The organism is Puia sp. (assembly GCF_035546395.1).
In the GTDB taxonomy this organism is placed as follows: Bacteria; Bacteroidota; Bacteroidia; order Chitinophagales; family Chitinophagaceae; genus Puia.
The window spans coordinates 580502-605972 of the sequence record NZ_DASZXR010000016.1 but is presented as its reverse complement, the minus strand read 5'-3'; the positions used below and the strand labels follow the sequence as shown (position 1 = coordinate 605972).

The 25471-nt window shown below is 55.6% G+C and carries 22 protein-coding genes; 14 read left to right on the top strand and 8 right to left on the bottom strand.

The annotated features are described in order from the left end of the window. The first annotated feature begins 11 nt into the window (after positions 1-11). Together VHE34_RS23755 and VHE34_RS23750 are read left to right on the top strand one after the other, a co-directional pair. Entirely contained in the window at positions 12-1475 is a 1464-nt protein-coding gene (locus VHE34_RS23755) for a radical SAM protein (RefSeq protein ID WP_325592572.1), read from the top strand. Further along, on the top strand, positions 1465-2289 hold the full coding sequence (locus VHE34_RS23750; RefSeq protein ID WP_325592570.1) for a class I SAM-dependent methyltransferase: 825 nt from the start codon (positions 1465-1467) through the stop codon (positions 2287-2289). Before VHE34_RS23755 ends, VHE34_RS23750 begins: the two co-directional genes overlap by 11 nt. Here the strand turns inward: VHE34_RS23750 and VHE34_RS23745 are convergent. Then, complete coding sequence (locus VHE34_RS23745) at positions 2264-3160, bottom strand: hypothetical protein (protein WP_325592568.1); 897 nt, start codon at positions 3158-3160, stop codon at positions 2264-2266. The genes VHE34_RS23750 and VHE34_RS23745 overlap by 26 nt on opposite strands. Positions 3161-3290: 130 nt before the next feature. Here VHE34_RS23745 and VHE34_RS23740 point away from each other — a divergent pair, with 130 nt between their 5' ends. Next, a complete protein-coding gene (locus tag VHE34_RS23740; protein ID WP_325592566.1) occupies positions 3291-3896 on the top strand; it encodes a sugar transferase in 606 nt (201 codons plus the stop codon). Here the strand turns inward: VHE34_RS23740 and VHE34_RS23735 are convergent. From VHE34_RS23735 to VHE34_RS23720, 4 genes are all read right to left on the bottom strand, one after another. Continuing rightward, positions 3874-4905 carry an LLM class flavin-dependent oxidoreductase gene (locus VHE34_RS23735; RefSeq protein WP_325592564.1) on the bottom strand — a complete coding sequence of 344 codons (1032 nt, stop codon included), beginning with the start codon at positions 4903-4905 and terminating at the stop codon, positions 3874-3876. The two genes, VHE34_RS23740 and VHE34_RS23735, sit on opposite strands and share 23 nt — an antisense overlap. Further along, positions 4902-5894: a hypothetical protein gene (locus VHE34_RS23730; protein ID WP_325592562.1), complete on the bottom strand. Its 993-nt coding sequence runs from the start codon at positions 5892-5894 to the stop codon at positions 4902-4904. The genes VHE34_RS23735 and VHE34_RS23730 overlap by 4 nt, the downstream gene beginning before the upstream one ends. 84 nt (positions 5895-5978) lie before the next feature. Next, a complete protein-coding gene (locus VHE34_RS23725; RefSeq protein WP_325592560.1) occupies positions 5979-6782 on the bottom strand; it encodes a DJ-1/PfpI family protein in 804 nt (267 codons plus the stop codon). Positions 6783-6846: 64 nt separating this feature from the next. After that, positions 6847-7797 carry a GlxA family transcriptional regulator gene (locus VHE34_RS23720; RefSeq protein WP_325592558.1) on the bottom strand — a complete coding sequence of 317 codons (951 nt, stop codon included), beginning with the start codon at positions 7795-7797 and terminating at the stop codon, positions 6847-6849. An 86-nt stretch (positions 7798-7883) separates the two neighbouring features. Between VHE34_RS23720 and VHE34_RS23715 the strand changes: the two genes are divergently transcribed. Genes VHE34_RS23715 through VHE34_RS23705 form a run of 3 tightly spaced genes read left to right on the top strand, consistent with a single transcriptional unit; the run spans position 7884 to position 12154 of the window. Beyond that, positions 7884-8126, top strand: a complete 243-nt coding sequence (locus VHE34_RS23715) for a hypothetical protein (protein WP_325592556.1) — start codon at positions 7884-7886, stop codon at positions 8124-8126. Positions 8127-8134: 8 nt separating this feature from the next. Beyond that, on the top strand, positions 8135-9199 hold the full coding sequence (locus VHE34_RS23710) for a Fic family protein (RefSeq protein WP_325592555.1): 1065 nt from the start codon (positions 8135-8137) through the stop codon (positions 9197-9199). Positions 9200-9226: 27 nt separating this feature from the next. Continuing rightward, entirely contained in the window at positions 9227-12154 is a 2928-nt protein-coding gene (locus VHE34_RS23705) for a glycoside hydrolase domain-containing protein (protein WP_325592553.1), read from the top strand. A gap of 48 nt (positions 12155-12202) precedes the next feature. On the opposite strand, the gene VHE34_RS23700 is transcribed toward VHE34_RS23705, so the two are convergent. From VHE34_RS23700 to VHE34_RS23690, 3 genes are read right to left on the bottom strand one after another with little or no spacing between them, the layout of a single operon-like run. Then, positions 12203-13603: a hybrid sensor histidine kinase/response regulator gene (locus tag VHE34_RS23700; protein ID WP_325592551.1), complete on the bottom strand. Its 1401-nt coding sequence runs from the start codon at positions 13601-13603 to the stop codon at positions 12203-12205. Positions 13604-13615: 12 nt separating this feature from the next. After that, complete coding sequence (locus VHE34_RS23695) at positions 13616-14068, bottom strand: response regulator (RefSeq protein ID WP_325592549.1); 453 nt, start codon at positions 14066-14068, stop codon at positions 13616-13618. A 26-nt stretch (positions 14069-14094) separates the two neighbouring features. Beyond that, positions 14095-15846, bottom strand: coding sequence for a sensor histidine kinase (locus VHE34_RS23690; RefSeq protein ID WP_325592547.1), 1752 nt, complete (start codon positions 15844-15846; stop codon positions 14095-14097). Between the two features lie 101 nt (positions 15847-15947). Between VHE34_RS23690 and VHE34_RS23685 the strand changes: the two genes are divergently transcribed. The 8 genes from VHE34_RS23685 (at position 15948) to VHE34_RS23650 (ending at position 25456) form a co-directional block, all read left to right on the top strand. Continuing rightward, on the top strand, positions 15948-16796 hold the full coding sequence (locus tag VHE34_RS23685) for a fumarylacetoacetate hydrolase family protein (RefSeq protein WP_325592545.1): 849 nt from the start codon (positions 15948-15950) through the stop codon (positions 16794-16796). Then, positions 16793-18205: a dGTP triphosphohydrolase gene (dgt, locus tag VHE34_RS23680; protein ID WP_325592543.1), complete on the top strand. Its 1413-nt coding sequence runs from the start codon at positions 16793-16795 to the stop codon at positions 18203-18205. Before VHE34_RS23685 ends, dgt begins: the two co-directional genes overlap by 4 nt. Before the next feature lie 83 nt (positions 18206-18288). Next, positions 18289-18522: a hypothetical protein gene (locus VHE34_RS23675; RefSeq protein ID WP_325592541.1), complete on the top strand. Its 234-nt coding sequence runs from the start codon at positions 18289-18291 to the stop codon at positions 18520-18522. A 180-nt stretch (positions 18523-18702) separates the two neighbouring features. Beyond that, a complete protein-coding gene (locus VHE34_RS23670; RefSeq protein ID WP_325592539.1) occupies positions 18703-18945 on the top strand; it encodes a helix-turn-helix transcriptional regulator in 243 nt (80 codons plus the stop codon). Positions 18946-19048: 103 nt separating this feature from the next. Then, complete coding sequence (locus tag VHE34_RS23665) at positions 19049-19270, top strand: helix-turn-helix transcriptional regulator (protein WP_325592537.1); 222 nt, start codon at positions 19049-19051, stop codon at positions 19268-19270. 76 nt (positions 19271-19346) lie between these two features. After that, positions 19347-19586 (top strand): hypothetical protein, encoded by a 240-nt coding sequence (locus tag VHE34_RS23660; protein WP_325592535.1) that lies wholly within the window; start codon positions 19347-19349, stop codon positions 19584-19586. A gap of 103 nt (positions 19587-19689) precedes the next feature. Beyond that, a complete protein-coding gene (locus VHE34_RS23655; protein ID WP_325592533.1) occupies positions 19690-22077 on the top strand; it encodes a glycoside hydrolase family 3 N-terminal domain-containing protein in 2388 nt (795 codons plus the stop codon). 85 nt (positions 22078-22162) lie between these two features. Then, a complete protein-coding gene (locus VHE34_RS23650) occupies positions 22163-25456 on the top strand; it encodes a SusC/RagA family TonB-linked outer membrane protein (RefSeq protein ID WP_325592531.1) in 3294 nt (1097 codons plus the stop codon). The last annotated feature ends 15 nt before the right edge of the window (positions 25457-25471 follow it).

Sequence of the window (25471 nt, the reverse complement as noted above, 5' to 3'; positions counted from 1 at the left end):
TCAATAAAGGCATGAACAAGGTTCTTTTTTCCCATAGCTATTTCATGCGGTTCGACCCAAAGCAATGGGCCACTGGCCAGCCCTATCCACCGCTGGCGACCATCGGCGCCGCTGCCCATCTGCGGGAGAACGGCTTCAAGGTCGGCCTCTTCGACACGATGTTCGAAACGACGCCGGAAACCCTTATCCCGCTTTTGCAAAGTCAACGGCCGGATTTCTTCGTCGTCTATGACGACGGATTCAACTACCTCACGAAGATGTGCCTGACCAATATGCGCGATGCCGCATTCCGGATGATCCAGCTGGCGCATCAAAGCGGGGCGGTGGTGATCGTCAGCAGTTCGGATTCCACCGATCACTACCGGAGCTATCTTGAAAAGGGCGCGGACTTTGTCCTGCTCGGCGAAGGAGAGGAGACCCTGCTGGAGCTGGTAACGGCCATCCGCAGGGGGAACGATAATTTTGAAGCCATCAACGGCCTGGCCTGGAAACGCCAGGGTCTTCCCGTACAGACGGCCGCAAGAAAAGTAATGAGGGACCTCGACCGGCTGCCCATTCCCGCCTGGGATCTCGTCGACATGGAAAGCTATCGCAAGGTCTGGATGGAGCATCACGGCTACTTCTCGCTCAACATCAGCACTACCCGTGGTTGTCCCTTCAAATGCAACTGGTGCGCAAAACCCATCTACGGCAACCGGTATAATGCCCGCTCACCGCAACATGTGGTCCGCGAGCTGAAGATGCTGAAAGAACGATACCGATTCGATCATATCTGGATGTGCGACGACATCTTCGGACTAAGACCGGGTTGGGTGGACGAGTTCGCGGACCTCGTCGGGAAAGAGAACCTGCATTTCAAATTCAAGATCCAGTCCCGCGCCGACCTGCTCCTGCAGGAGAATTATGTGAAGGCGCTTGCCCGCGCGGGCTGCGAGAACTGCTGGATGGGCGCCGAGAGCGGCTCCCAGAAGATCCTCGACGCGATGGATAAAGGAACCACCGTCGGGCAGATCGCCTCCGCCACCCGCTTGCTTCGCCAGCACGGCATCCGGCCCTCCTTCTTCATTCAGTTCGGCTATCCCGGCGAAACAAAGGAAGATATCGAAATGACGATAAAGATGATCAACCATCTCCTTCCCGACAGCCTCGGTATTTCCGTCTCCTATCCCTTGCCCGGCACCGTCTTCTACGACCGGGTAAAGGCCCAGTTGAAGGAAAAAGCCAACTGGACCGATTCCGATGAGCTGAAGCTGATGTTCCGCAATACCTATCCACCGGCTTTTTACAAGCAATTGCACCGGTACGTACACCGCAGCTACGGCTGGCACCTGGCTCTCCGGCAACTCGGTCAGCTCATCGTCCGGCCTGCCCGCGTCACCAACCGAAAACTCCGGTTGGCCGCGTCCATTCTCTACCAATTCCCCGCGGCGATGGTCGCCCGGCTGAAACTCAAAAGACTGGAACATGGTAATTAGCGATCCCATCAACGAAAAGGACGCGGCGTCGGCCTTCAGCAAACAGGCCCTCGTATTCGACGAATACGACGCGGGCAATACGATCATCCACTATAAGCGGCAGCGGGTGAGATCACACGTGTTGAGCATGCTGGATCCCGGCAGCAACATCCTCGAGCTCAACGCCGGCACGGGGGAGGACGCGATCTTCTTTGCCCGGGAGGGCCATCGCGTGCATGCTACCGACATTGCAGAGGGAATGCAGGCCAGGCTGCGGGAAAAGGTCGCCGCGCAAAACCTCACCGGCCAGGTGAGCACCGAGCTGTGCTCCTTTACCGCTCTCGGCGGCCTTAGGGAAAAAGGCCCCTACGACTGCATCTTCTCCAATTTCGCCGGCTTGAACTGCACCCGGGACCTGGGACTCGTACTCCGGTCCTTTGCGCCGCTCGTGAGACCTGGTGGATTGGTGACGCTCGTCATCCTGCCTCCCTTTAGCCTTTGGGAGACGGCGATGCTGTTCAGGGGGAATTTCAAAACGGCTTTCCGCCGGCTCATTTATGGCCGTAAAGGCGCTCCGGCCCATGTGGAAGGCGTCCACTTCCGGTGCTGGTACTATTCTCCCTCCTTCGTAAGATGGGCGTTAAAGGATTCTTTTGAGCAGGTGAAACTGGAGGGGCTCTGTACGATCGTTCCTCCTTCCTATATCGAACATTTTCGGGAGAATCATCCTTTTGCCTGGGACCGGCTCGCGGCCTGGGAGAACAAATGGCGGGAAACCTGGCCCTGGCGGAGTATCGGAGACTATTACATCATTTCTTTTCGAAAAAAGGGATAGCCTCGGTGGGCATAACCTCCCGAACTCTCTTTTGGTACTTGTTGAGGACGCGTTGCTGGAAGAACTCCGGGTTAGGCCGGCTGTAATGCTCCCCACATTGCAGGGCCATCGGATCACCTTTGCCATTGACGTCGCCCCGCTCGGTCTTCCGCTTCCAACGGCGATCGGTCAATCCGCGCAGCCAGGCCTCGAGCCGGTCGCCCGGGCGCCGGTCAAAGATCTTTTCGAGGACCCGCTTCAGCCGGGAAGAGCGATGATGGGCCAGGGTCATCCGCAGCCGGTCGTTATAATGGGGAAGGTATTGGCTGGTCCATTCGTTGGCCTGGAAGAAGCGGGTGAGGCCGCCGTTGCCACAGACCGGTATCAGGGTGAGCAGTTCGATGGCCGTAAAGATATTCTTCTCTTTTATCTCGAGGGCTTCCTCGTCGATAAAGTAGTTCATGCAATAGCGGTGCTGACGCCCGCGCAGATAGGTGAGCTTCTTGAAAAGATGCAACAGGGTCCGGGCGATCCAGATCCGGTTGGACTTTGTGACGATAAAATAATCGATATCGGCCTTCTCGTCGGCACAACGCTTTGAAAGGGACCCGGAGATACAGACGCCTCTTACAAACGGGAACTGGTAGAGGAGCCGGGCGCCGCGGTTGGCTATCGCCAGCAGCTCGTCGGCATGGGTCTCCCCCCTCAGCCGCCGGGTGGTAAGACCAGGGTCGTTTTGCAGGGAATAAAAAGGACCCGAACGGAACAGGCGGCCCTCGTGGACCAGCGCGTCCATTTCCTCTGTAACGTCCTCCTGCGAGGCTTCCCTATCGAGATACCAGCAGACGTCTTCCGTGGACAGCGGGTAGTGGAAAATGTCGAAGTAAGCCATCGTCCTTAAAATGCTCGATCGTAATACCATAAAAAAAAGAACGCGGTCCCAAAGACATCGGTTGCCCGGTCGCCCGGGCCGAATGCAGACCTGATGTGGGGCAACCGATAGGGCTATCCCGCCGTTTTCTATGGTGATGGCAATCGCGAAACGAGCATTCGATCTCTTCGTATCTACCCTGGTGATCCTGGGCGTCCTGAGCTGGTTGTTGCCGGTATTGGCCTGGTTGATACGACGGGATTCGCCGGGCCCGGTATTCTTCGTGCAGAAAAGGGTAGGGAAGGAGGGTAAACTATTTAGCTGTTTTAAGTTGCGGAGCATGGTTGTTAATTCAAATGCCGGCCAGCACCCGGTGGCGGGGGATGGACGTATCACGCCGCTGGGTAGCTGGCTCCGGCTATCGCATCTCGACGAGCTCCCGCAATTTTTTAATGTGTTCCTGGGTTCGATGAGCCTCGTGGGCCCCAGGCCCTATATGCCGGCGGACTGCCTGCGCTTTGCGCAGTGGGTCCCCGATACCGGCCGCCGCGAAAAGGTAAAGCCCGGCATTACCGGATTGGCCCAATCCCGTGGATTGCACGGCAACGTCTGCGACCGCAATACCTTGCTCCAGCGGTATTATTGGGATGAGTACTATATACGACACGGCAACCTTCTCATGGATCTCGGCATCCTCTGGAGCACCTTCCTCAATCTTCTTCCGCGCCGCCGTCTTATGCGTATTGTTCGCGTTTGATGATGGTTTCGGCAAACCGCTCCATCTCCTCCAGCTGCGGACTGCACTGCAACAAAAAGAATTCCACGCCCTCCGATTCGAATGCCGCAATGCGATCCTCCACCTGCGCCGGCGTACCTACAAGCCCCGAGCGAAGTCCCCGGTTGGACACCGAGTAGTCTTCCAGCGAGACCTTTTGCTCCAGCTGCGTCCCCGCCAACCACTGCTGGTAGTTGTGATAACCCGGGCTGCCCGGCTGTACATCCGTAATTCGCGCCAGTTCTTTCTTTACTTCGGTGTCGTTGTTCCGGATAATACTATACGCCGCCACGCCATACTGCATCGGAGGCAGACCTTTCTTCTCTCTTCGCTGCTTCATATCACGGATGCGTTTGCCGATGGTGGCCGGCTCGTCCCCATGCATCACATAGCCATCACAGGTACTGGAGATAAGATCCTTGGCCGCCTCCGACTCCCCACCCGCATACAATGCCGGTCTGGGATGCGAAATGGGCTTTGGTTGGAGGGTGTTGTTGTCTACCCGGTAGAATTTTCCACTAAAGTTGAAACCATCCTCCTGCCAGACTCCATTCAATACCGTCAACCACTCGGCCGTCCGCGCATAGCGATCATCATGCTGCTCGAACCCTACTCCATATTTGGTTGCCTCATCCCGCCACCATGAGGACACGACGTTTAATGAAAGCCGACCGCCGCTGATGTGATCGATATTGGCCGCCTGCTTGGCCAATAGTGCCGGGTTGTGAAAGGTGGGCCGTACGGCGACCATCAGCTCCTGCTTCTGCGTCACCGCAGCCAGGGCCGCGGCAGTCGACCAGGCATCCAGCGATGGCGCCTGCTCGCCCTTGATATCATTCAGGTTCAGCTCGGCGATAAGGGAGAGATCGAACCCGATCTCTTCGCTGCGGATCGCCAGTTTTTTGACATATTCCCAGGTCGGTTGCATGTTCTCGTCTTCGACGTTGCGCAGCCAGCCGCCAAAGACGGGCATCCAGTATCCGTATCTCATGCGACGGCGGTTTTAGAGGCCTGCGGCGAACGTACCCCGGCCCGGGTTTCGAGATAGTCCACGAGGCGATGGAAGGGATTGAACCCGATCACGTTCACGGCATCGGCGACAAAATTCGACAGCGCGTTGACGTCGTAATAGAGCAGCTCCCCATCCCGGTCGTCGATGATGTATTCGATCCCGCCGACATCGATCCCCGATTGCTGGACGAGGGTCTCGACCGCTTTGATAACCGCCGGCGGCGGCGTGTATCCTTCCACTTTCAGCCCGTTCTTCGGCGCGTCAAGCGCACACGCATTGCGAACCAGCTCGACGCCGGCATTGGTCTGGCAGATATCCGCCGGACATAGGTTGAAGGTGTCGCCCGTGAGATAGACGCGGATAGCGTACAGGAATTTCCCGCCGAGGGTCTCTACGCGGGTGATATAGCCGCCGCGCGCAGGAATGAACTCCTGCAGCAGGGCTGTATGATCGACCCCAAAGTCGATCGGGACTCCCATCGGCCCTTCGGCCGCCGCCCGAAGATCATCCAACGCATTGTATTTCGTGATCCCCGCTCCGCTGCCCCCGATATTGGCTTTTACGACGACGGGAAAACGAAGCCCTTCGGCAGCCGCAACCAATTGTGAAGGATGGTTGACGACACGGGCCCTGGGATACTTGATCCCCAGCGACTGCATCAGCTCGAGCTGCAAAGCTTTTGAGGTCTCGTTGACAAATGCTTTGTATCCATTGACGGTCGGTATGCCCAGATATTCCAGTTGCCGGAGATAATTGAGCGTATAGAAAATGCCCTGCACTCCATCCCGCAGATAAGCGGAGGGGCTCATGCGGTTGAAGAAGAGCGAATAGTCGGGTGCCGGCGCCTCGATGGCGAACTGATGCGCTGCCGGGTTCAGTCGTACAAAAGGGATCCCCCTGCTGTTCAGCTCCGCAAACAGCGGCTTGAACCAGTCGGGATGTTCATGATATATAGCGATAGGTGACATAGGGCAAATATAGCCCAAAATCGACAAAGCGACCCGGAGGGTCGCTGCCCGAAGGGCCGACATAAGCGATCCGGGGGCACTAATTTAATTCTTATTAACCACCAATCCCTGATTGGGAATCCACTTGTCATACTCCATGTACTTTGCCACCTTCCGCGCCATCTCATCCCCCTTTAACCGGCTTACAAGATGCAATGCCCCGTCTATCCCCGCAGAAATACCGGCTGTAGTGATTACATGCCCATTATCTACATATCGCACATTCTCCAACACCTTTGTCTTCGGCAGGGCGGCCCGCAACGACTCGATGCTGGAGTGAAAGGTCGTCGCAGTGAGGTTGTCGAGGAGGCCCGCCCGGCCAAGGATAAAGGCGCCCGTACAAACGGAAAAGAAATATTGCGTTTTCGCAGCTCTCGTTTGGACCCATTTCAGCACCTCGGGATCGTTTGATGAGGGACCGGCGTTGCCGCCAAAGAAGGCGATAATATCGGCGGCCGGCGCGTCGTCGATGCTGTAATCCGGCATCACCTTCAGGATGCCCTGGCTGTTGATCGGCGCTTTTGTCCGGGAGACCGTGAAGACGTTGAAACCGGCATAATTAAAAACTTCCATCGGGCCGGCAAAATCGAGTACTTCGACTCCATCCTGCAAATAAAAACAGATCGTCATTTTATGTTCGAGTTGGTTTAACAGGTCCCGCCGTTCGGCATACGTCTGCCTGACCAGCTTCATCCGGCAATGCGTGCAGAAACCCGGCTTTGTAAAGAGAAGGGTGTCGCAGGCGTCGTTACACAGACTACAGAAATAGCCCTCGCCATCCCCCGCGGGAATCTGGGCTTGCACACAAACGGCGATAAAACAGAAACAGGAGAAAAGAATTGCTTTCATGGAAAGATGTTTCCGCAAAGCTACCGGCACCGCCCTAAAATCGGGAGGACAACCATGCGAAGGATCAGGACAAACTCAACTCTCTGGGCAGCCGCCCCGTATGTTTCTTCACGAGCGAGCGCAGCTGGTTGGTGCTCTGCAATCCGCACTGTCGCGGGATCGACGCCAGCTTGACCCGCTGCTGCAACATATGCACGGCCTTTTCCACGCGCAGCTTCTCCACATACTGCCCCACGGTGACGCCCGTAGCCGCCTTGAACAACCGGGTCAGGTTCCTCGGGCTCGTATGGATCAGCGCCGCCAGTTGCTCGATCCTTATCTTCTTTTGCAGGTGCTGAATGATCCAGTCCTGTACCACGTGGATATCGTTATGGATATGACTCCGGTACTGGAGATAGATGCTGTCCTGCGAAGCGGCGCCATCGCGCCGGATATAGACGACCAGTTCCCGCGCTATTTTGAAGACCAGCTCCGCGCCATGCCGCTCTTCCAGCAGGAAAAGCGACATATCGAGCCCGGTCGTGACGCCTGCGCTGGTGTAGATGTTTCCATCCTTTATAAACAACCGGTCCACTTGCACCTTCAGCCGAGGATATTCCTTTTGCAGGCGGGTGGTGTATTTCCAATGGGTCGTGCATTCGCGTCCGTCGAGTAGTCCCGCCTCCGCCAGAAGGAACGCTGCCGTACAGACCGAGGCTACCACTGCTCCGCGTTCGGCGGCCGAGCGCAGCCATTGATGCAACCCTGAGGTGGAGCCTGCATGCAATTGCCGCAGCTCGAACCCGGCCACGATCAGCACATCCCCCGCACCCGCTTCCACCGTCGAGTAATGCTCCAGCCGCATGAATGGCAGCCCCGCCGAAGACACCGGCGCCCGCTCACCTCCGACATAGACCATTTCATAGGGCTGCCCATAGTCCCCGGCCTCATAGAACGCCTGCACCGCCCCCGAAAGGTCCAGCAGGTGAACGCCGTTATGCAAGTAAAAGATTACCCTGTTTTTATCCTGTTTCATAACAATGTCCTAATTGGTCCTAATTCATCCTGATTTAGGATAAAATTTCAAAAAATATCCTAATTTTTGAATAATTAGGATGAAATATGAGAAAGGTCGAAAAGCCCCCATATGTTGGCAAATTGGATTCCGCCCAATTCATAAAGGAGATCGTCGCATCGGGCCGTCTCCCTAAAATTTTAGGGATCAATGATTCTTCATACCCTTATTGGGATAAATGGAAATATCAGGCAAAGGAATGGAATTTGGATGCTAAAAAGTTATGGGCGGTGATAAAATTTGTTCGGGATTCGGCAAGAGAGGTAAATTTTGGGGAAAGGACAGCATAAGGCTTCGCATGAATACTCCTGACGAGATGCAACGGCAATTGCATGAGCTCGACATGAACCTTGGGGGAAGCTTGCACACCGGGGATCTGATCCCATCGGAAGAAAAACAGCGATACCTCGTAAGCTCTCTTATGGAAGAGGCTATTGCTTCCAGCCAGTTGGAAGGGGCCGTGACGACACGGAGGATTGCAAAAGAAATGTTGGAAAGCAACCGCAAGCCGCGTAACCATTCCGAGCAAATGATCGCCAACAACTATGCAGCGACGCAATGGATCGTCCATCACAAAAGCACTGACCTAACACCCGACCTGGTGCTCAAACTGCATCAAATCGTCACTGCAAATACTTTACAAAGTTCTAACGAAGAGGGGGCATTCAGAGATGACGATGAGGTGAAGGTTATCGACGTGCAGACCGGAACGGTTTTGCATACGCCGCCTACCTATAAAAAGGTGAAAATGCTGATGAACGAATTTTGCCTTTTTGCGAACGACAGGCGAACCGACCGTTTTTTTCTTCATCCTATTGCAAAATCAACCGCCCTTCACTTCCTGATCGGCTACATCCATCCCTTTGCTGATGGCAATGGCCGTACCGCCAGGGCCTTGTTTTATTGGTACCTGATAAGAAAGGGCTATTGGCTGATAGAATACATGTCGGTGTCAAGGATCATCTTACGGTCAAAAGCACAATATGCGAGGGCCTATCAATACACCGAGCTCGATGACATTGATCTTACCTATTTTGTGCTCTACAATTTGAATGCCATTCGAATCTCACTGGGTGACCTGAGAAAATATATCGAAAGAAAGAACAGGGAAAAGAATGAAATGTTGGGGCTGCTGACGAACGCTGAGTATAACGATCGGCAAGTTGTGATCCTGCAAGAGCTTCTTAATCAAAAAAAGAACGTTTATACCGTTACGGAGATCGAGGTCCGCTTTGGCGTCAGCAATCAGACGGCCCGAAATGACTTGAATCAGCTGGTTGAACGAGGAATTTTGGTTTCAAGAAAAAGCGGAAAAACCGTTCAGTTCATTTCAGCCGGCGATATTGAGAAGAAGCTTAAATAAATCACGATCAACCCTTACCTTCGGTTTATGCAAAAAATAGCGGCCCTTCTTATCATCCTTGTTACTCTCGCTCGTTCGATTCACGCCCAGGAGATTCCCTACACTTCCTGCCCCAAATGCTGGAACCCCGACTCCCTCGGCAACCACCGCGCCGTCATCCGCTTCAACGGGCCGGGCAACATTGCGCACGTGCGCATTCCCTGGCGCCTGCCCATGGCCGATCCGTTCGATCATCGCATCATCGTACAGGATGCAAAAACCGGCGCCCGCGTACCCTCCTCATCATCCAATCTTACCCGCGAAGCGGGTGACATCTACTTTGAACCCAGCTCGGGGAAAGGCGTTTACTACGTGTACTATTTGCCATATCGAAACGAAGGCCGCAGCAACTATCCAAAAGGGGCATACCAAAAGGCCGATACAACCGCGAACCTGCCCGGTACCCACGCCGCAAATGCCGTCGTCACCTCCTTTCAATCCATCGACACCTTCAACACCTTCTACCCGATGGAGGTGATCGCCACCGCAAAAGAAACAAACGCCCTCAAGGCAAAACACCCCGGCGCCCCCTTCCTCCTCTTCCCCGAAGACCGCGATCACCCGATCCGCATGACAAACGATCTGCCCCTTCGCTGGATAAAGCAACAACCCCTACACACCCTCACCGCCGCAAAAGGCGAATACTACGCCTTCCAGGTCGGCGTCTTTGCGACAAAGGACCTCGAAAACATCCAGATAACCATCAAAGCCCCATTTGCCGCCAACTGCATCAACACCACCGGTGTCACGTACGATGGCAAACCTTTCACAAAGGACATCAACCTCACAAAAGACCAGGTCCAACCCCTCTGGTGCGGCATCGACATTCCCGCAAACGCAAAACCCGGAACCTATCCGGTAACCGTCACCGTAAAAGCGCACGACACCCAACTTCAAACGTTCCGCCTCAACCTCACCATCGCCAACCGCACCGCCGACGACGATGCGCAAAAGATGACCCATCTCAAATGGCTCAACTCCACCCTCGCCCAGGAGAACACGGTCATCGCTCCTTACACGCCCCTCGCCATCCAGGGCGACACCTGCGTCAGCCTCCTCGGCCGGAAGATATTTCTGAGCAAGCAGGGCTTCCCCGAACAGATCCAGACCTTCTTCACGCCGGAGATGACAGAGATAACGAAGGTCCCCAACAACCTCCTGGCCGAGAACATTCATTTCCACTTTACAAAACGATCCGACGGGAAGGACATCCGGCTCAAACCACAACCCATCCAATTCACAGAACGATCCCCCGGAACCGTAAAATGGCAAGCCGCCAGTCTTGCCGACGAACTAAAAATGGATGTCAGCGCGACCCTCGAATTCGATGGTTTCCTCGCCTACACGGTAAAGGTCACCGCATTGCAGGACATCGACCTCAAGGACATCACCATGCACATCCCCTTTCGGAGAGAGATGGCCACCTACCTGATGGGACTGGGGCAAAAAGGCGGTTATCGCCCGGACAGTATGTGCCACTGGAAATGGGACGTCGCCCACAAGAACCAGGATGGGGCCTGGATCGGCGCCGTCAACGGCGGCCTTCAATATTCGCTTCGAGATGAACACTATGTCCGGCCGCTCAATACCAACTTCTACCTTCAGAAGCCGCTTATCGCTCCGGCCTCCTGGGCCAACGGCGATAAAGGCGGTATCGATATCGGCATCAAGGGCAGGTCCATGCTTGCCAACAACTATAGCGGTGCGCGCAGCCTGAAAAAAGGCGATACGCTGTATTACAACTTCAACCTGCTGATCACCCCCTTCCATCCGCTCAACACCGATTTCCAGTGGGCGACGCGGTTTTACCACAAGTACGCCAACCTCGACACGATAAAAGCCACAGGCGCCACCGTGGTCAATATCCATCACGCGACGCCTGTCAACCCGTGGATCAACTATCCCTTTATCGAAGCCAAACGGCTCAAAGCCTACATCGATTCGGCGCACGAAAGGGGCCTCAAAGTAAAAATATACAATACCGTCCGCGAGCTCTCCGATCACGCATACGAGACATTCGCCCTTCGGAGCCTCGGACATGAGATCTATTCACCGGGTCCCGGCAAAGGCTTCTCGTGGTTGCAGGAACATCTGCGGGAGGACTATATCCCCGCCTGGTTCGTGCCCGAGATAAAAGATGCGGCGGTGATCAATAGTGGCATGAGCCGTTGGCACAATTACTATGTCGAAGGCATGAACTGGCTCGTTCAGAACGTGGGCATCGACGGCATCTATCTCGACGACGTGGCCTTCGATCGGGCCACCATGAAAAGGATCAAACGCGTCCTGACAAAGGACGGTCACCCCGGCATCATCGACCTCCACTCCGCCAACCAGTACAATCCGCGCGATGGGTTCAACAACAGTGCGAATCTCTACATGGAACATTTCCCCTATCTCAACCGTTTGTGGTTCGGGGAGTATTTCGACTATGAAAAGAACCCACCCGATTTCTTCCTCGTGGAAGTCAGCGGCGTCCCCTTCGGCCTGATGGGGGAGATGCTCGAACACGGCGGCAATCCCTGGCGGGGAATGGTCTACGGCATGACGAACAGGATGCCCTGGTCGGACAACGCCGATCCCCGCCCGATCTGGAAGGCCTGGGATGATTTTGGAATGGCTGGGACAAAAATGGTCGGCTATTGGAGTCCGAACTGCCCGGTAAAGACAAACGCTATCGACGTGCCGGCCACGGTGTATGCCAGGACCGGCGCCGCAATGGTTGCCCTGGCCTCCTGGGCGCCTGAAGACACAACGGTCATGCTGAATATCGACTGGCAAAAACTGGGCGTCGACCGGGGACATGCCATCATCGAGGCCCCCGCGATAGCGAATTTTCAGCCGGCGAGGAGATTCGTCCCCGGCGAGCCGATCCCGGTGGAAAAGGGAAAGGGCTGGCTGCTTATTATCCGGTGACGGGGCAGGGTCGCGGCCGCTTCCCAGGCGACAGGGCGGGTCGCATCCTTATCGTCCGAACGGAATAGTAATGGTGAGCCGGCATCCCTTGCCCGGCTCGGAATCGATATCGACGCTGCCATTGTAATAACCAACCCGGTTTCGGATATTGCGCAATCCAATACCGCTCGTCTTTGCGCCGGGATGGAAGCCGACACCGTCGTCGGTAATGGTCAGCACCAGGCTGTCGGTTTTCCGCAACCCGATGGCGGCGTTCTTAGCCCGGGAATGTTTGATGATATTGCTCAATTGCACTTGCGCGATCCGGTAACAGGTGAGCTTCAGGTCTTCATCGTCGATATCGCCCCGATAACCCGAAGTGTCCAGGCTTAGCCGCAGCGATGAAGTGGCCGGCAAATCGCCTATCAGCCTGGCCAATGCCCTGTCCAGGCTCACCCCGCCGAGGGTAGGGGCGACCAGCGACTGGGTAAGCTGCCGGATCTCCTCCATGGCGACGCTAAGGTTCTTATAGCTTCTGACAAGCACTTCGGTGACCGCTTCCTCGGAGCACTCCTGGATGGCCAGGTCCAGATGCAGCCGGGTGGCCGCGAGGATCTGGTTGATATTGTCATGCAGCTCCTTGCCGATCTCCTCGCGTTCCCGCTCCTGTACCTGGATGCTGGTTTGCGTGATCAGCTTCCGCTGGGTCTCCGCCTGCCGGGCAAGCTCCGCTTGCGCACGCAGCTTCTCCGTGATATCGATCGCCAACACGAGGATCACCGGTTCCTGGTCATGTACCAGCTCGTGGGCGATGACCTCCACGTCGATGACCGATCCGTTCCTTGTCTGCTGCTTCCAGATGCCGCTTTGATAGACTCCTGCTGCGGCCGGATTCCAGAGACTTTCGGCCGGAAGAGACAGAAACTCCTCGCGCGAATAGCCATAATGTTCGATGGCAGCCGAATTGACATCGACGATGCGCATCGAGCACTTCGAGAACATCCACATCGGCATGGGGTTGGCTTCGAACAGTAACTTGTATTTCTGCTCGGATGAACGCAATGCGTCGTCGGCGCGTCTTCCCGCCTCCTCAATCTTCTTTCTGTCCATCGCATTGCGGACGGCATTGGGCAGGCGCTCGAGCCGATCTTTTAAAATATAGTCGCTGGCGCCCTCCTGCATGACATTGACGGCGTATTCTTCGGACACGGTGGCCGTCACGAGGATCAGCGGCGCCGTAATCCCTTCCTCTTTGGTGATCCGAAGCGCTTCAAGGGAATTGAAAGCCGGCAGCGAATGGTCGGAGAGGATGATATCCGGCTGAAATTCCCGGAGCGCCTGTACGAACTCGGGCCTGTCCACCACGACTTTTTTCTCAAACTCGATCTTTGCCTTCCGGAGAACGCGATCCACCAGTTCGGCGTCGGACGGAAGGTCCTCGAGGTGCAGTATCTTTAACGGTAAAGCCATATAGCGATGCGTTTATTGTTTGTTTTGCGGTAACGGGGGCTGGTTGGTCAGCAGCCAATACAATCCCAACTGGCTTACGGCCCGCGCGAAGCCTTCGAAATCCACCGGCTTGACCACGTAGCTGTTGACTCCCAGTTCATAGCTGTTGATGATATCCTGCTCCTCTTTGGAAGAGGTCATGATCACCACGGGAATGGTCTTGCTGAGGGGATTTCCTTTTAGTTGCTTCAGCACTTCGATGCCGTCTATTTTCGGCATTTTAATGTCCAGCAGGATGACCTTCGGCAGATGGGCCGAATGACGGTCGGAGAACTTTCCCCGCGCATAAATGAATTCCAGCGCTTCCTCTCCATCCTTCACATGGACCAGGTTGTTGGCGAGGTTTACCTTCTTCAGTGCGCGGATGGTCATTTCCGCATCATGAATATTGTCTTCTACAAGGAGTACTTCAACATAATTCAGCATATAGATACGATTGATGATCGATGTGATCAGGCCGGTATCCGGAAATAGAAGACCGCCCCGTTGCCGGGAGAGGATTCGGCCCGGATATCTCCCCGGTGTTTGTCCAAAATTCGTTTTACCAGCGCCAGGCCCACCCCCGTCCCTTCGAATTCCTCATGGCTGTGCAGCCGCTGAAAGACCTTGAATAATTTATCCGCATACCGCATATCGAAGCCCGCACCGTTGTCGCGGATAAAATATACCGTTCCGGCGGGGTCGGTCGTCGCGCCGATGGTGATCTGCGGCTCTGCCTGCCGGGACGAATACTTCATGGCGTTGCCGATAAGATTCATCCAGACCTGCTTGAGCAGGTCGCTATCGCCCATGCAGGTGGGCAATGGGCCGATATCCAGCCTGAAGCCGACGTCGGGCCACGCCGGCAGAAGGACTTCGACACATGCCTCCGCCAGTTGTTTCATATCGGTCAATTCTTTCCGGACATCCCTCTTTCCCAGGCGGGAGAACCCGATCAGGTCGTCGATCAGCCGGCCCATCATTTTTACGTTACTCAGGATATTACCGGTGATGCGTTTTGCCTCGTTGTCGAAGGTATGTTCATAGTCCTCTTTCAGCATCATGGTATACCCGCTGACAGCGCGAAGCGGCGCGCGAAGATCATGGGAGACGGAATAGGAAAAGGCCTCCAGCTCTTTGTTCACGGCTTCGAGCTCCTGGGTTCGGCGTTGTACTTTGTCCTCCAGCTGTTCCTGGGTATGACGAACCTGGGTCATCATGGTATTGAAGGATGCGGCGAGTTTGCCGATCTCGTCGGTCCGGTCGACGGGGACGTGGGAGGAATAGTCCCCGTCCGCGATAACCGTCGTAGCATGTATCAGCCGGTCGAGCCTGCGGGTGACGCTCCGGCTGATGAGCCAGGCGATGAGGCTTCCGCCGATCACCAGCACGGCCCCGATGCCGAGCATCCAGTATAAAAATCGGTTGGCCGCCTCCAGGATCAGGTCTTCGGACAGCTCGACCATGATCAGCCACCGGCTGCCCGGTATCGACGTGGTATAGCCGATGACCTTCCCGTTCGGGCCGCTGTAGTGCAACAGCTTCCGCAGCTTTCGCACGGTCGGGGAAGTATTGGTCACCGGCTTCAACATATCGGTCCACAATGTCCCGTCGTCATTTCCAAAATACAGCGCGGCTTTCGTGCCCAGCAGCTGGGATAGCTGGACAACCGCCTTTGGCGAGGTCCGCACCGGGCGCCACCGGACAAGGTACCCTTCCGGACTGGCTCCGCGGTAAATGCGGGCAATGCTGGGATAGAACATGCTATCCCCGGAAAGATAGATCCGCCCGATAAATGGACTGTCGGGTTTGGCTGGCGGGAATTCTCCTGCGATATCGGCGGAAACGTTGCGCCCGGCCGCCAATAGCAGGCCTCCCCGTGAATCCCGCATTTCGGCCCGGACGGTCATGGTATCGGCCAGCATCTTCTCCAGGGCCTTTGGCGCGCCGTTGGATCCAATCCCTGCCGCCGCATCCCCGGGGAAAAAGTTGACGATATCGTCCTGTCGCGCCAGCTTCTGCGTCGCGGCCGCCAGGCTATGAGCATTTTGTTGGAATAAGGAAGACAGTTCCTGGGTCAGCGACTGCAGGCGCTGTTCCCCGATCGCGATAGACGCGCGGCGAACGCCCAGGTATGAGATGGACCCGAAAAGTGTGATAACTACGATCAATAATAAGCAGATCAGCAGTGGGAGCTGCTGGCGGATGGAAAGCGTATGTTTCATAGCAAGGTAAGCGAGGGTCGTCTAAAGGGGTTGCATAAGGTAAACAAATTCAAGGAATTTCACAAGTTAAACAGATTAAAATCCGCTAAATTTGGCGCATTATGAAACTGTACCGTATCAGCAAGGGCAGCCTGCTCCAGCACGACAATGCATCTTACCTGATCACCCAACCCTGGGACGAGCTGATCGGACGCGACCAGCTTCACGACTATTTGCGGCAGCAGGTGCGTCATGCAGACCTCCTGACCCCTGTAGAGGCCGATGCCCTGCTGAACAGCCGGCTGCTGGCGCCGATCGGCGCCCAGGAGGTTTGGGCGGCCGGGGTCACCTACCTGCGCAGCCGGGACGCCCGCATGGAAGAATCGAAGGAGTCCGGCGGGGCCACCTTCTATGACAAGGTATATGAGGCCGAACGCCCGGAGCTGTTCTTCAAATCCCAGCCCCATCGCGTCGCGGCCCACGACGAAGAGGTGTACATCCGGCACGACTCTACCTGGAATGTCCCCGAGCCCGAACTGACCCTCTTTATCAGCCCCAGCGGCGCCATCCAGGGTTATACCATCGGCAACGACATGAGCTCCCGCAGCATCGAAGGGGAGAACCCGCTCTATCTGCCCCAGGCCAAGGTATATCAACGCAGCGCAGCCCTTGGACCCTGTCTGTATGTCCCTGCCCACCCGCTTCCGACGACTACCCGGATCAGCATGGTCATCCGGCGCGGCGGCAAGGACGTCTATGCCGGTGAGGTCGCCATCAGCCAGATAAAAAGAAAATTGTCCGACCTGGCCGCCTGGCTGTACCGGGACATGGACTTTCCCCATGGCTGCTTTTTGATGACCGGTACCTGCCTCGTCCCGGGAAACGAATTCACCCTGGAAAAGGGCGACAGAGTGGAGATCACCATCGACCACATCGGGACACTCAGCAACACCGTAGGATATAAAAAATGAATTGGCAACAGCTTTACTCCCCACTCCGTACCGGTTCCTCCGCCCGGTCTGCTTCCGGCCCGTCTGCCCAGGGCGAAGGCCCCAAAAGCGACGCACAACTCCGCACCTCGTTCTTAAGAGATTACGATCGCATCATTTTCTCCTCCGCCTTCCGGCGGCTGCAGAACAAGACCCAGGTCTTCCCGTTGCCGGGGCCCGTCTTCGTCCACAACCGCCTCACTCATAGCCTCGAGGTGGCTTCCGTGGGACGCTCTCTCGGCAAGGCCGTCGGTGACGCCATCGCCGACAAACATGCCGGCAATGGTGAAAACTTTAAAGAATTCTATAAATACGAACTGCCTTCCGTCATCGCGGCCGGCTGTCTCGCCCACGACATCGGCAATCCCCCCTTCGGTCACTCGGGGGAAGACGCCATCCGCAACTTCTTCCGCGGCCTGGAGGGGGAAGCCAAAGACCGTTTCGAGACCCTGAGTCAAAACCAGCAACGCGATTTCCTTTTCTTCGAGGGCAACGCAAATGCCTTCCGGACCCTGACCCACCACTTCAACGAACCGTCTCCCGGTGGATTCCGCCTCACCTATGCTACGCTGGCCTCCATCGTCAAATATCCCTCGGATTCCCTCAACGGGTTCAATAAACAACGGTTGAACACAAAAAAATCCGGCTTCTTCGACTCGGAGATCGAAACCTGGCGCTCGATCGCCACCGCACTCGGTATCCCCCAGCCCGATCCGGCAAAGAACGTCTTCGCCCGGCATCCTTTCGTCTACCTCGTCGAAGCCGCCGACGACATTTGCTACCGGATCGTCGATTTCGAGGATGCCCACCGGCTGAACATCATTTCCATCGATACCATCGCCCGCCTCTTCCTCTCCTTCTTCGACGAGGAAACAGGCTATGACGCCCGGGACCGGGTGGAAAAGATCTTCCATGACATCAATGACGACAACCAGAAGGTCCAGTTCCTGCGGGCCAAACTCATTAATTTATTGATCTTCCGGGTCCGCGACATCTTCATGGAAAAGGAGCCGGAATTGTTGGCCGGTAAGGCCACAAAATCCCTGATCGATTACCTTCCCGCCCGCGAGCTGGCGCTCGTCAAAGAGATCGACGCCTTCTCGGTCCAGCATATCTACAACCACCGCTCCGTCGTCGAGATCGAGATCGCCGGCTACAATGTGATCGGTGGAATGCTGAAAGAGTTCTTCGGCGCCATTCTCGATCCCGGCAATGTCAAATCGGAGAAGCTGCTCCAGCTGATTTCCCGGCAGTTTGCCATCAGTCGCACTCCCGACCGGCTATACAATGATATCCAGTCGGTCGTCGATTTTATCGCGGGGATGACCGATCTGTATGCCGTCGATCTGTACCGGAAGATCACGGGGATGACCTTCCCGCAAATCCGCTGAACAAAATCACACTTCCAGGGGTTGTATCGAATGGGTAAACTGGCACGATTTCTTCAATAGGAATTGTAGAAAAAACCTATTTTATGTTCAATAAATTCCCTATCAACTTTGATTACGACGGCAAGAGATACAGCGGCCTCATCCAACCCTTGCAAACCGGTGTTCAGCACCGCATCCCCACCTCCTTCCAGGTATTCCTGAACAATGTCTACTACGGTCTTGTCCGGAGAAAAGGGACGGACTGGGAAACGGATTCCCCAAAATGCGCGATCATGGTAGACGTCATCGGCAATCATATTTACGATTGGTACGAATGACCGATCGCTGTTCCTTTCGGCATCCTTCTGTCGCTGCCAATAATTATCATTATATTTCGGTATCGCTGATTCGAAGAGTTCGTGGATGAACGAATTATTAAATCGGTTTGGTGAGGTCTAATTAGGCCACAATGGTTTTAAAAAAACTTTCCACCTTAGGCCCACATTAAGGTTACGATAATGATAACACCAGCTGATAAAAAGGTATTGAAAAGGTTTGGCGAAAACCTTAGAAAGCTCCGCAAAGAAAAAGGACTCAGCCTGCGCGAAATGTCGTATGCCTGCAGCATCGACAACAGCAAGATCGCAAAGATCGAGAAGGGGATGATCAACATTACTTTTACTACCCTCCTGCAACTGGCTGTAGCCCTCGAGGCCCAGCCGGCGATGCTGTTGGAATACGAGCCGGAAGTCACTAATTGATTCCTCTTTTTCCATTGGTTATCACCGGGCAGAGGCCGTAATAGGGTAGTACCTCCTATAAGGGTTCTTGTGTCCTTGCTGTTCCTCCATCAACACTCCCATTATGGATAAACAGCAAGATCCCCTCCGCCGGCTCGGCGAACGCCTGGCCTCCCGGCGCCGCCAAAAAAACCTTTCCCTGGCCCAGCTCGCCACCCTCACCGGCGTCAGCGGCCGGGACATCGCGGCCGTCGAAGCCGGCGAACTCGACCCCACGATCACGATGCTGGTATCCCTGGCCCGCGGCCTGGGCCTGTCTCCCAGTGAGTTGCTGTCCCCGGAGTAATTCTCCGCTTCCGCCAGCGCAAATTTCCTATTGCAAAGGCGCCCGCGCGGCTGTATATTGGAATAAATCCATTCCTATGACAACATTGGTAGGCATCTTCTTTTCCCTCATCTCTATCCTGGGCTTTTTGAAGGGGCAGTCCAAAAGCAATCTCCGCAGACTGGTCCTCATTACCTTCTCCTTTTTCCTGATCATCGGGCAGCTCCTCTTTATATACAGCTACCTGAATATCGAGAGTCAGAAATTCATCTCCATATCCGGACTTATAAGCGGGATTATCCTGATTTTGGCCTTTCAAAAGAACGAAGCGTGGTAGGACCCGGAGCCGCTGGAAGCGGTTCGCCCGAAGGGCAGACATAAGCCCTATTCTGGAAACGCGCTATTTTTCCTGAAGCGCGTTTTCGGGATTATATTCGCGGATGCGTACTTTCATTTTATCGGCCACCTGCTGCCTGGCCGCCTTCCTCGCATCCGCCCAGGTTAGATCCATTTACCATGATGGCTGGATCGACTTCAACAAAAACGGCGTCAAAGACATTTTCGAAGACCCCGCCCAGCCGGTTGACCGGCGGATCGCCGACCTGCTGAGCCGGATGACCCTCGAAGAAAAGACCTGCCAGACCGCCACGCTTTACGGCTACGGCAGGGTGTTGAAAGACTCTTTACCAACCTCCGGGTGGAACAACGAGATCTGGAAGGACGGCATCGCCAACATCGACGAGGAACTCAATTCGGTCGCCGGTAACCCCAAGGCCCAGACAAGCCTGTCCTATCCCTTCAGCCGCCATGCCGAAGCCATCAACACCGTCCAGCGCTGGTTTGTCGAACAGACCCGCCTCGGTATTCCCGTCGACTTTACCAACGAAGGCATCCATGGCCTGAACCACGACCGCGCCACCTCGCTGCCTGCACCCATCGCCATCGGCTCCACCTGGGATAAAGACCTGGTCCATGAGGCGGGTGTCATCGTCGGCCGCGAAGCAAAGGCGCTGGGCTATACCAACGTCTATGCCCCCATCCTCGACCTTGCCCGCGATCCCCGCTGGGGCCGCACGCTGGAATGCTATGGTGAAGACCCCTTCCTCGTCGCCGAACTGGGCAAACAGATGACCCTCGGCATCCAGGAACAGGGGATTGCTTCCACACTCAAACATTTTGCCGTATATAGTGTCCCTAAAGGAGGGCGTGACGGCAGCGTCCGCACGGATCCTCATGTGGCTCCCCGGGAACTCCAGCAGTTGTACCTTTATGCTTTTCGCCGCGTGATCCAGGAAGCCCATCCAATGGGGGTAATGAGCAGCTACAATGACTGGGACGGTGTGCCCATCACCGGTAGCTATTACTTCCTTACCGAGCTTCTCCGCGAAAAATTCGGTTTCGACGGTTATGTCGTCTCCGACAGCGACGCCGTCGAATACCTCTTTACCAAGCACCATGTCGCGGCCACCTATAAGGACGCCGTGCGGCAGGTGATGGAAGCCGGTCTCAATGTACGCACCAACTTTACCCCACCCGGGACCTTTATCGAGCCGCTGCGGGAACTGGTCCGCAACGGGGAGTTGTCCATCCACACCCTCGACAAACGCGTGGCCGACGTCCTTCGCGTGAAATTCCGGCTCGGCCTCTTCGACCAGCCCTATGTAAAGGACCCCAAAAAGGCCGATGAAGTGCTCGCCCCGGGCCGGACGAAGGAATTCATGCTCAAAATGGCCCGCGAATCCCTCGTCCTGCTGAAAAACGACGGCAACCTGCTGCCCCTCGACAAACAAAAGATCCGGCATATCCTGGTCACCGGCCCCCTCGGGAGAGAGACCTCCTACGCGATCAGCCGCTATGGCCCTTCCCATCTGTCTCCGGTCTCCGTCGAGGCAGGCCTGCGCAGCTATCTGGGCAACTCCACCTCCATCGACTATGCCAGGGGCTGCGATATCGTCGACAGCGCGTGGCCCGAAAGCGAGATCATCCCCACGCCACTCACGGCTACCGAACGATCGGCCATCGATGAGGCCGTCACGAAAGGCCGCAACGCCGATGTCATCATCGCCGTCCTGGGCGAAGATGAAAAGAGGGTGGGAGAGGGGATGTCCCGAACCGGGCTAGATCTTCCCGGCCGGCAGGAACAATTGCTCGAGGCTCTTTATGCTACCGGCCGGCCCGTCGTTCTTGTTCTCGTCAACGGCCAGCCCCTCACCATCAACTGGGCCGACCGCTATATCCCTTCCATCCTGGAAGCCTGGTTTCCCAACTCCTTCGGCGGCCAGGCCGTTGCCGAAACGCTCTTTGGTGACTACAATCCCGGCGGAAAGCTGACCATCACCTTTCCAAAGACCACCGGCGAGATCGAGTGGAATTTTCCTTATAAGCCCGGGTCGCAACCAAAAGGTGATAAAAGAGAGAATAAGACCAGCGTCTTCGGTCCCATCTATGCCTTCGGCCACGGCCTCAGCTATACCCAATTTGCCTATAGCCATCTCACTGTTACGCCGCTCACCCAAAACCCACAGGGCGATATCACCGTCACAGTAGACATAACCAACACGGGTAACCGTACCGGCGACGAGGTCGCCCAGCTGTACATCAACGACGAGGTCAGCAGCGTCACCGTCTATGAACAACAGCTCCGCGGCTTCCAGCGTGTCACGCTGAAACCCGGCGAAAAAAAGACCTTGCAGTTCACCCTTCGTCCGGACGATCTTTCCCTGATCGACAAAGATCATGTCTGGCGCGTCGAGCCCGGAAAATTCCAGGTGATGCTGGGTAGCAGCAGCACGGACATCCGGTTAAAACAGGAATTCGAGATCAGGTAAATTCCGACCATAAGAGATCAAAAACTAAGAAGCGCCGCGATGCGGCGCTTTCTATATTTGGTTTATTACCAAATATACTGTCGCAATGAGAAAACTGCTAACCGTCGTGTTATGCGGATTCATAGCCTCCTTGCTATGTCTTACCGCTCACGCTCAAAAACGGACCGTCACCGGAAAGGTCGTCGACTCCGTTGGAGCTCCCATCCCCAACGTCTCTGTTCGGATCAAATCTTCCCGCGGCGGCGTTACAACCGGTGAAGACGGCACCTTCCGCATCTCAGCTCAACCCTCCGACGAACTGATCATCTCCAATATCGGCTTCCAGCCGCAGGAGATCAAGGTCGGCAACAAGGAGAACTTCAGCATCACGCTTGCCCGGACAAACACCACCTTAAATGAAGTGGTCGTCACCGCGCTCGGCATCCGGCGGTCGCACAACTCCCTGCCGTATTCCACGCAGCAGCTGACGGGCAGCGAGATCACAAAAACACCCAGTTCGAACTTTGTAGACAATCTGTCCGGCAAAGTAGCCGGCATGCAGGTCACCTCCAGCAACACGATGGGCGGTTCCAACAATGTCATCCTTCGCGGCGTCAAATCCCTCACGCAGAACAACCAGGCGTTGTTCGTCGTCGACGGCGTTCCTTATGATAATACTAACCAGGCCCGGAGCAGCTATGATCTCGGGAACGCGATCTCCGACATCAACCCGGAAGACATCGAATCGATGAGTGTCCTGAAAGGCGCCGCCGCCTCCGCACTCTATGGGTCCCGTGGCAGCAACGGCGTTATTCTTATTACCACCAAAAAAGGATCGAAACGCAAAGGCATCGGTGTTACCCTCAACGCCGGGGTCACCGCCGGCACGCCCGACCATAGCACGATGCCTGTTTACCAGCAGCAATACGGCCCGGGCATCGGCAGCCAGGGTGATGCGGATGCGGGAAATCCCAACCCCTTCTTCTACTGGCAGAAAACGGCTTTCAGCCCGAATCAACCGGTACAGATCGTACAGACCGATGCCGACCAGGCGACGGGACCGGCCTATGATAAGAACCTCATGGTCTATAATTGGGACGCCTTCTCTCCCGGCAACCCGAACTATGGAAAGGCCACCCCCTGGGTGCCGGCCCAACACAATCAACCCTCCGATTACCTGGTCACGCCGATAACGAATATCGTCAGTGTGGCGGCCGATGGCGGAGATGACAAAGGCACCTTCCGGGTCGGCTATACCCGCACCAATGATAAGGGCTATATTCCTAACAGCAATAATAGAAAGAGCTTGATGAGCCTGGCCGGAACCTACAATCTCAACGAGCAACTGACGGTTGGCGGCCAGATCAACTACACCGATGAAGCGGCCATCGGGCGGTATGGCTACGGTTATGGCGGCGGCAATGGGACGCAGATCAACCCTTTTACCGACTTCCGCCAATGGTGGCAGACCAATATCGATCTTCACGCGCAGAAGGCGGACTTCTTCCGGACCAATACCAACGCCACCTGGAACTGGCAGACCAACAGCTACCTGCAGAATGCTCCGGGCAGCGTGCTCAAACCCAAATTCCACGACAACCCGTATTGGGTCCGCTATAAGAACTTTGAATCGGACTCCCGCACCCGATACACCGGCAATGTCTTCGCGAACTACAAACCAACTTCGTACCTCAATATCCTCGGCCGTGTTTCGGTAGACAACTGGAACCAAATGCAGGAGACCCGCTATGATGTCGGCAGTTACGGTACTCCTGCCTATGGCCGTTACAATGGCAGCTTCACCGAGACCAATTACGACCTGTTGATCAATTTCAATAAGGACCTCAACGAGAATTTCAACCTGAAGGCCCTGTTGGGAGGTAATATCCGGCAGGACGTGAACCAGAGCATCTCCGCCGCTACCAATGGTGGCCTGGTGGTCCCCGGGTTCTTCGCCCTGGCCAACTCCGTCAATAGTATCACCGCCCCGACGGAAAGCTATTCGGTAAAGGAGGTGGACGGTGTTTTTGCCGGCGCGACCCTGTCCTATAAGGATATGATCACACTGGACGGTACCATCCGCCGCGATAAGTCCTCCACCCTGCCGGCTAAGAACAGCTCTTTCTACTATCCTTCTGTATCGGCGAACTGGGTCTTCTCCAAGCTGATCCCGCAGGCACAGGAAGTGCTCAATTATGGTAAGGTTTGGGTCAACTACGCAGCAGTTGGCGGCGATGCACCGGTATTCGCGACCAAGAACACCTATACTTCCGGAACGCCGTTCAATGGCCAGACCATCTTCACTTCACCTACTGTCAATAATAATCCCAATTTGCTTCCTGAGCAAAATCATACCTACGAAGCAGGCGCCGAGTTGTCCTTCCTGCAAAGCCGCGTGGGTCTGACCGTCGTCTATTACAATTCCAAACAGCAGAACCAGATACTGCCGATCACGGTTTCCAGCAGCAGTGGATATTCCACGTTCTATGTCAACGGCGGAACCGTCCAGAACACCGGCCAGGAGGTTACGCTGAACCTGGTACCCGTAAAGACCCGCAACTTCAGCTGGACGATGAACATCAACTGGTCGCATAACAAGAACAAGGCTATTTCGCTGTATGCCGGCCAACCCTCCTTTATCATCTCCAGCTATCAGAATAGCATCCAGACCGTAGCCGAAGTGGGCAAATCGGTCGGCATCATCCGGGGTTCCGACTATCAATATAAGAACGGCCAGGTGCTGATCGATTCGGCCGGCTATCCCGTCAAGTCGACCAATAAGCTCTCCGATATCGGCAATATCAATCCCACCTGGCTGGGTGGTATCGGCAATACGTTGACGTATAAGAATATCTCGCTTTACTTCCTGGTCGATGTCCGCCAGGGCGGGGATGTCTACTCGCTTGACCTCGACTACGGCGCTTCGGCGGGCCTCACTCCGCACACCGGTGGCTACAACTCCAACGGCGTCGGGGTACGCGCTCCCCTTTCACAAGGGGGTGGATACCTGTTCAAAGGCGTGACAGCGGATGGCAAACCCAATACCCGCCTGGTGGACGCCTCCGATTTCAATGCCGGCTTATTCCCGTGGAGCTCGGATTTCAGCGAAGCGGCCCGCACTTATGTATACGATGCCAGCTATATCAAGCTGCGCGAAGTGACCATCACTTACTCACTGCCGGCAAAGACGATCGCAAAGATGGGGGCTATCAAGGGACTGGAATTCTCGCTCACCGGAAAGAACCTTTGGATCATCCATAAGAACCTGCCCTACGCCGATCCGGAACAGGGTGTGGCTACCGGCAGCGCCGCCGCCGGCGTGAATGGCTCCCAGGGCTTCCAATCGGGTTCCTACCCGGTGTTCAGAAATTTTGGAGCCAATATCCGGGTAAGATTTTAAAAATAGTAAATCGTA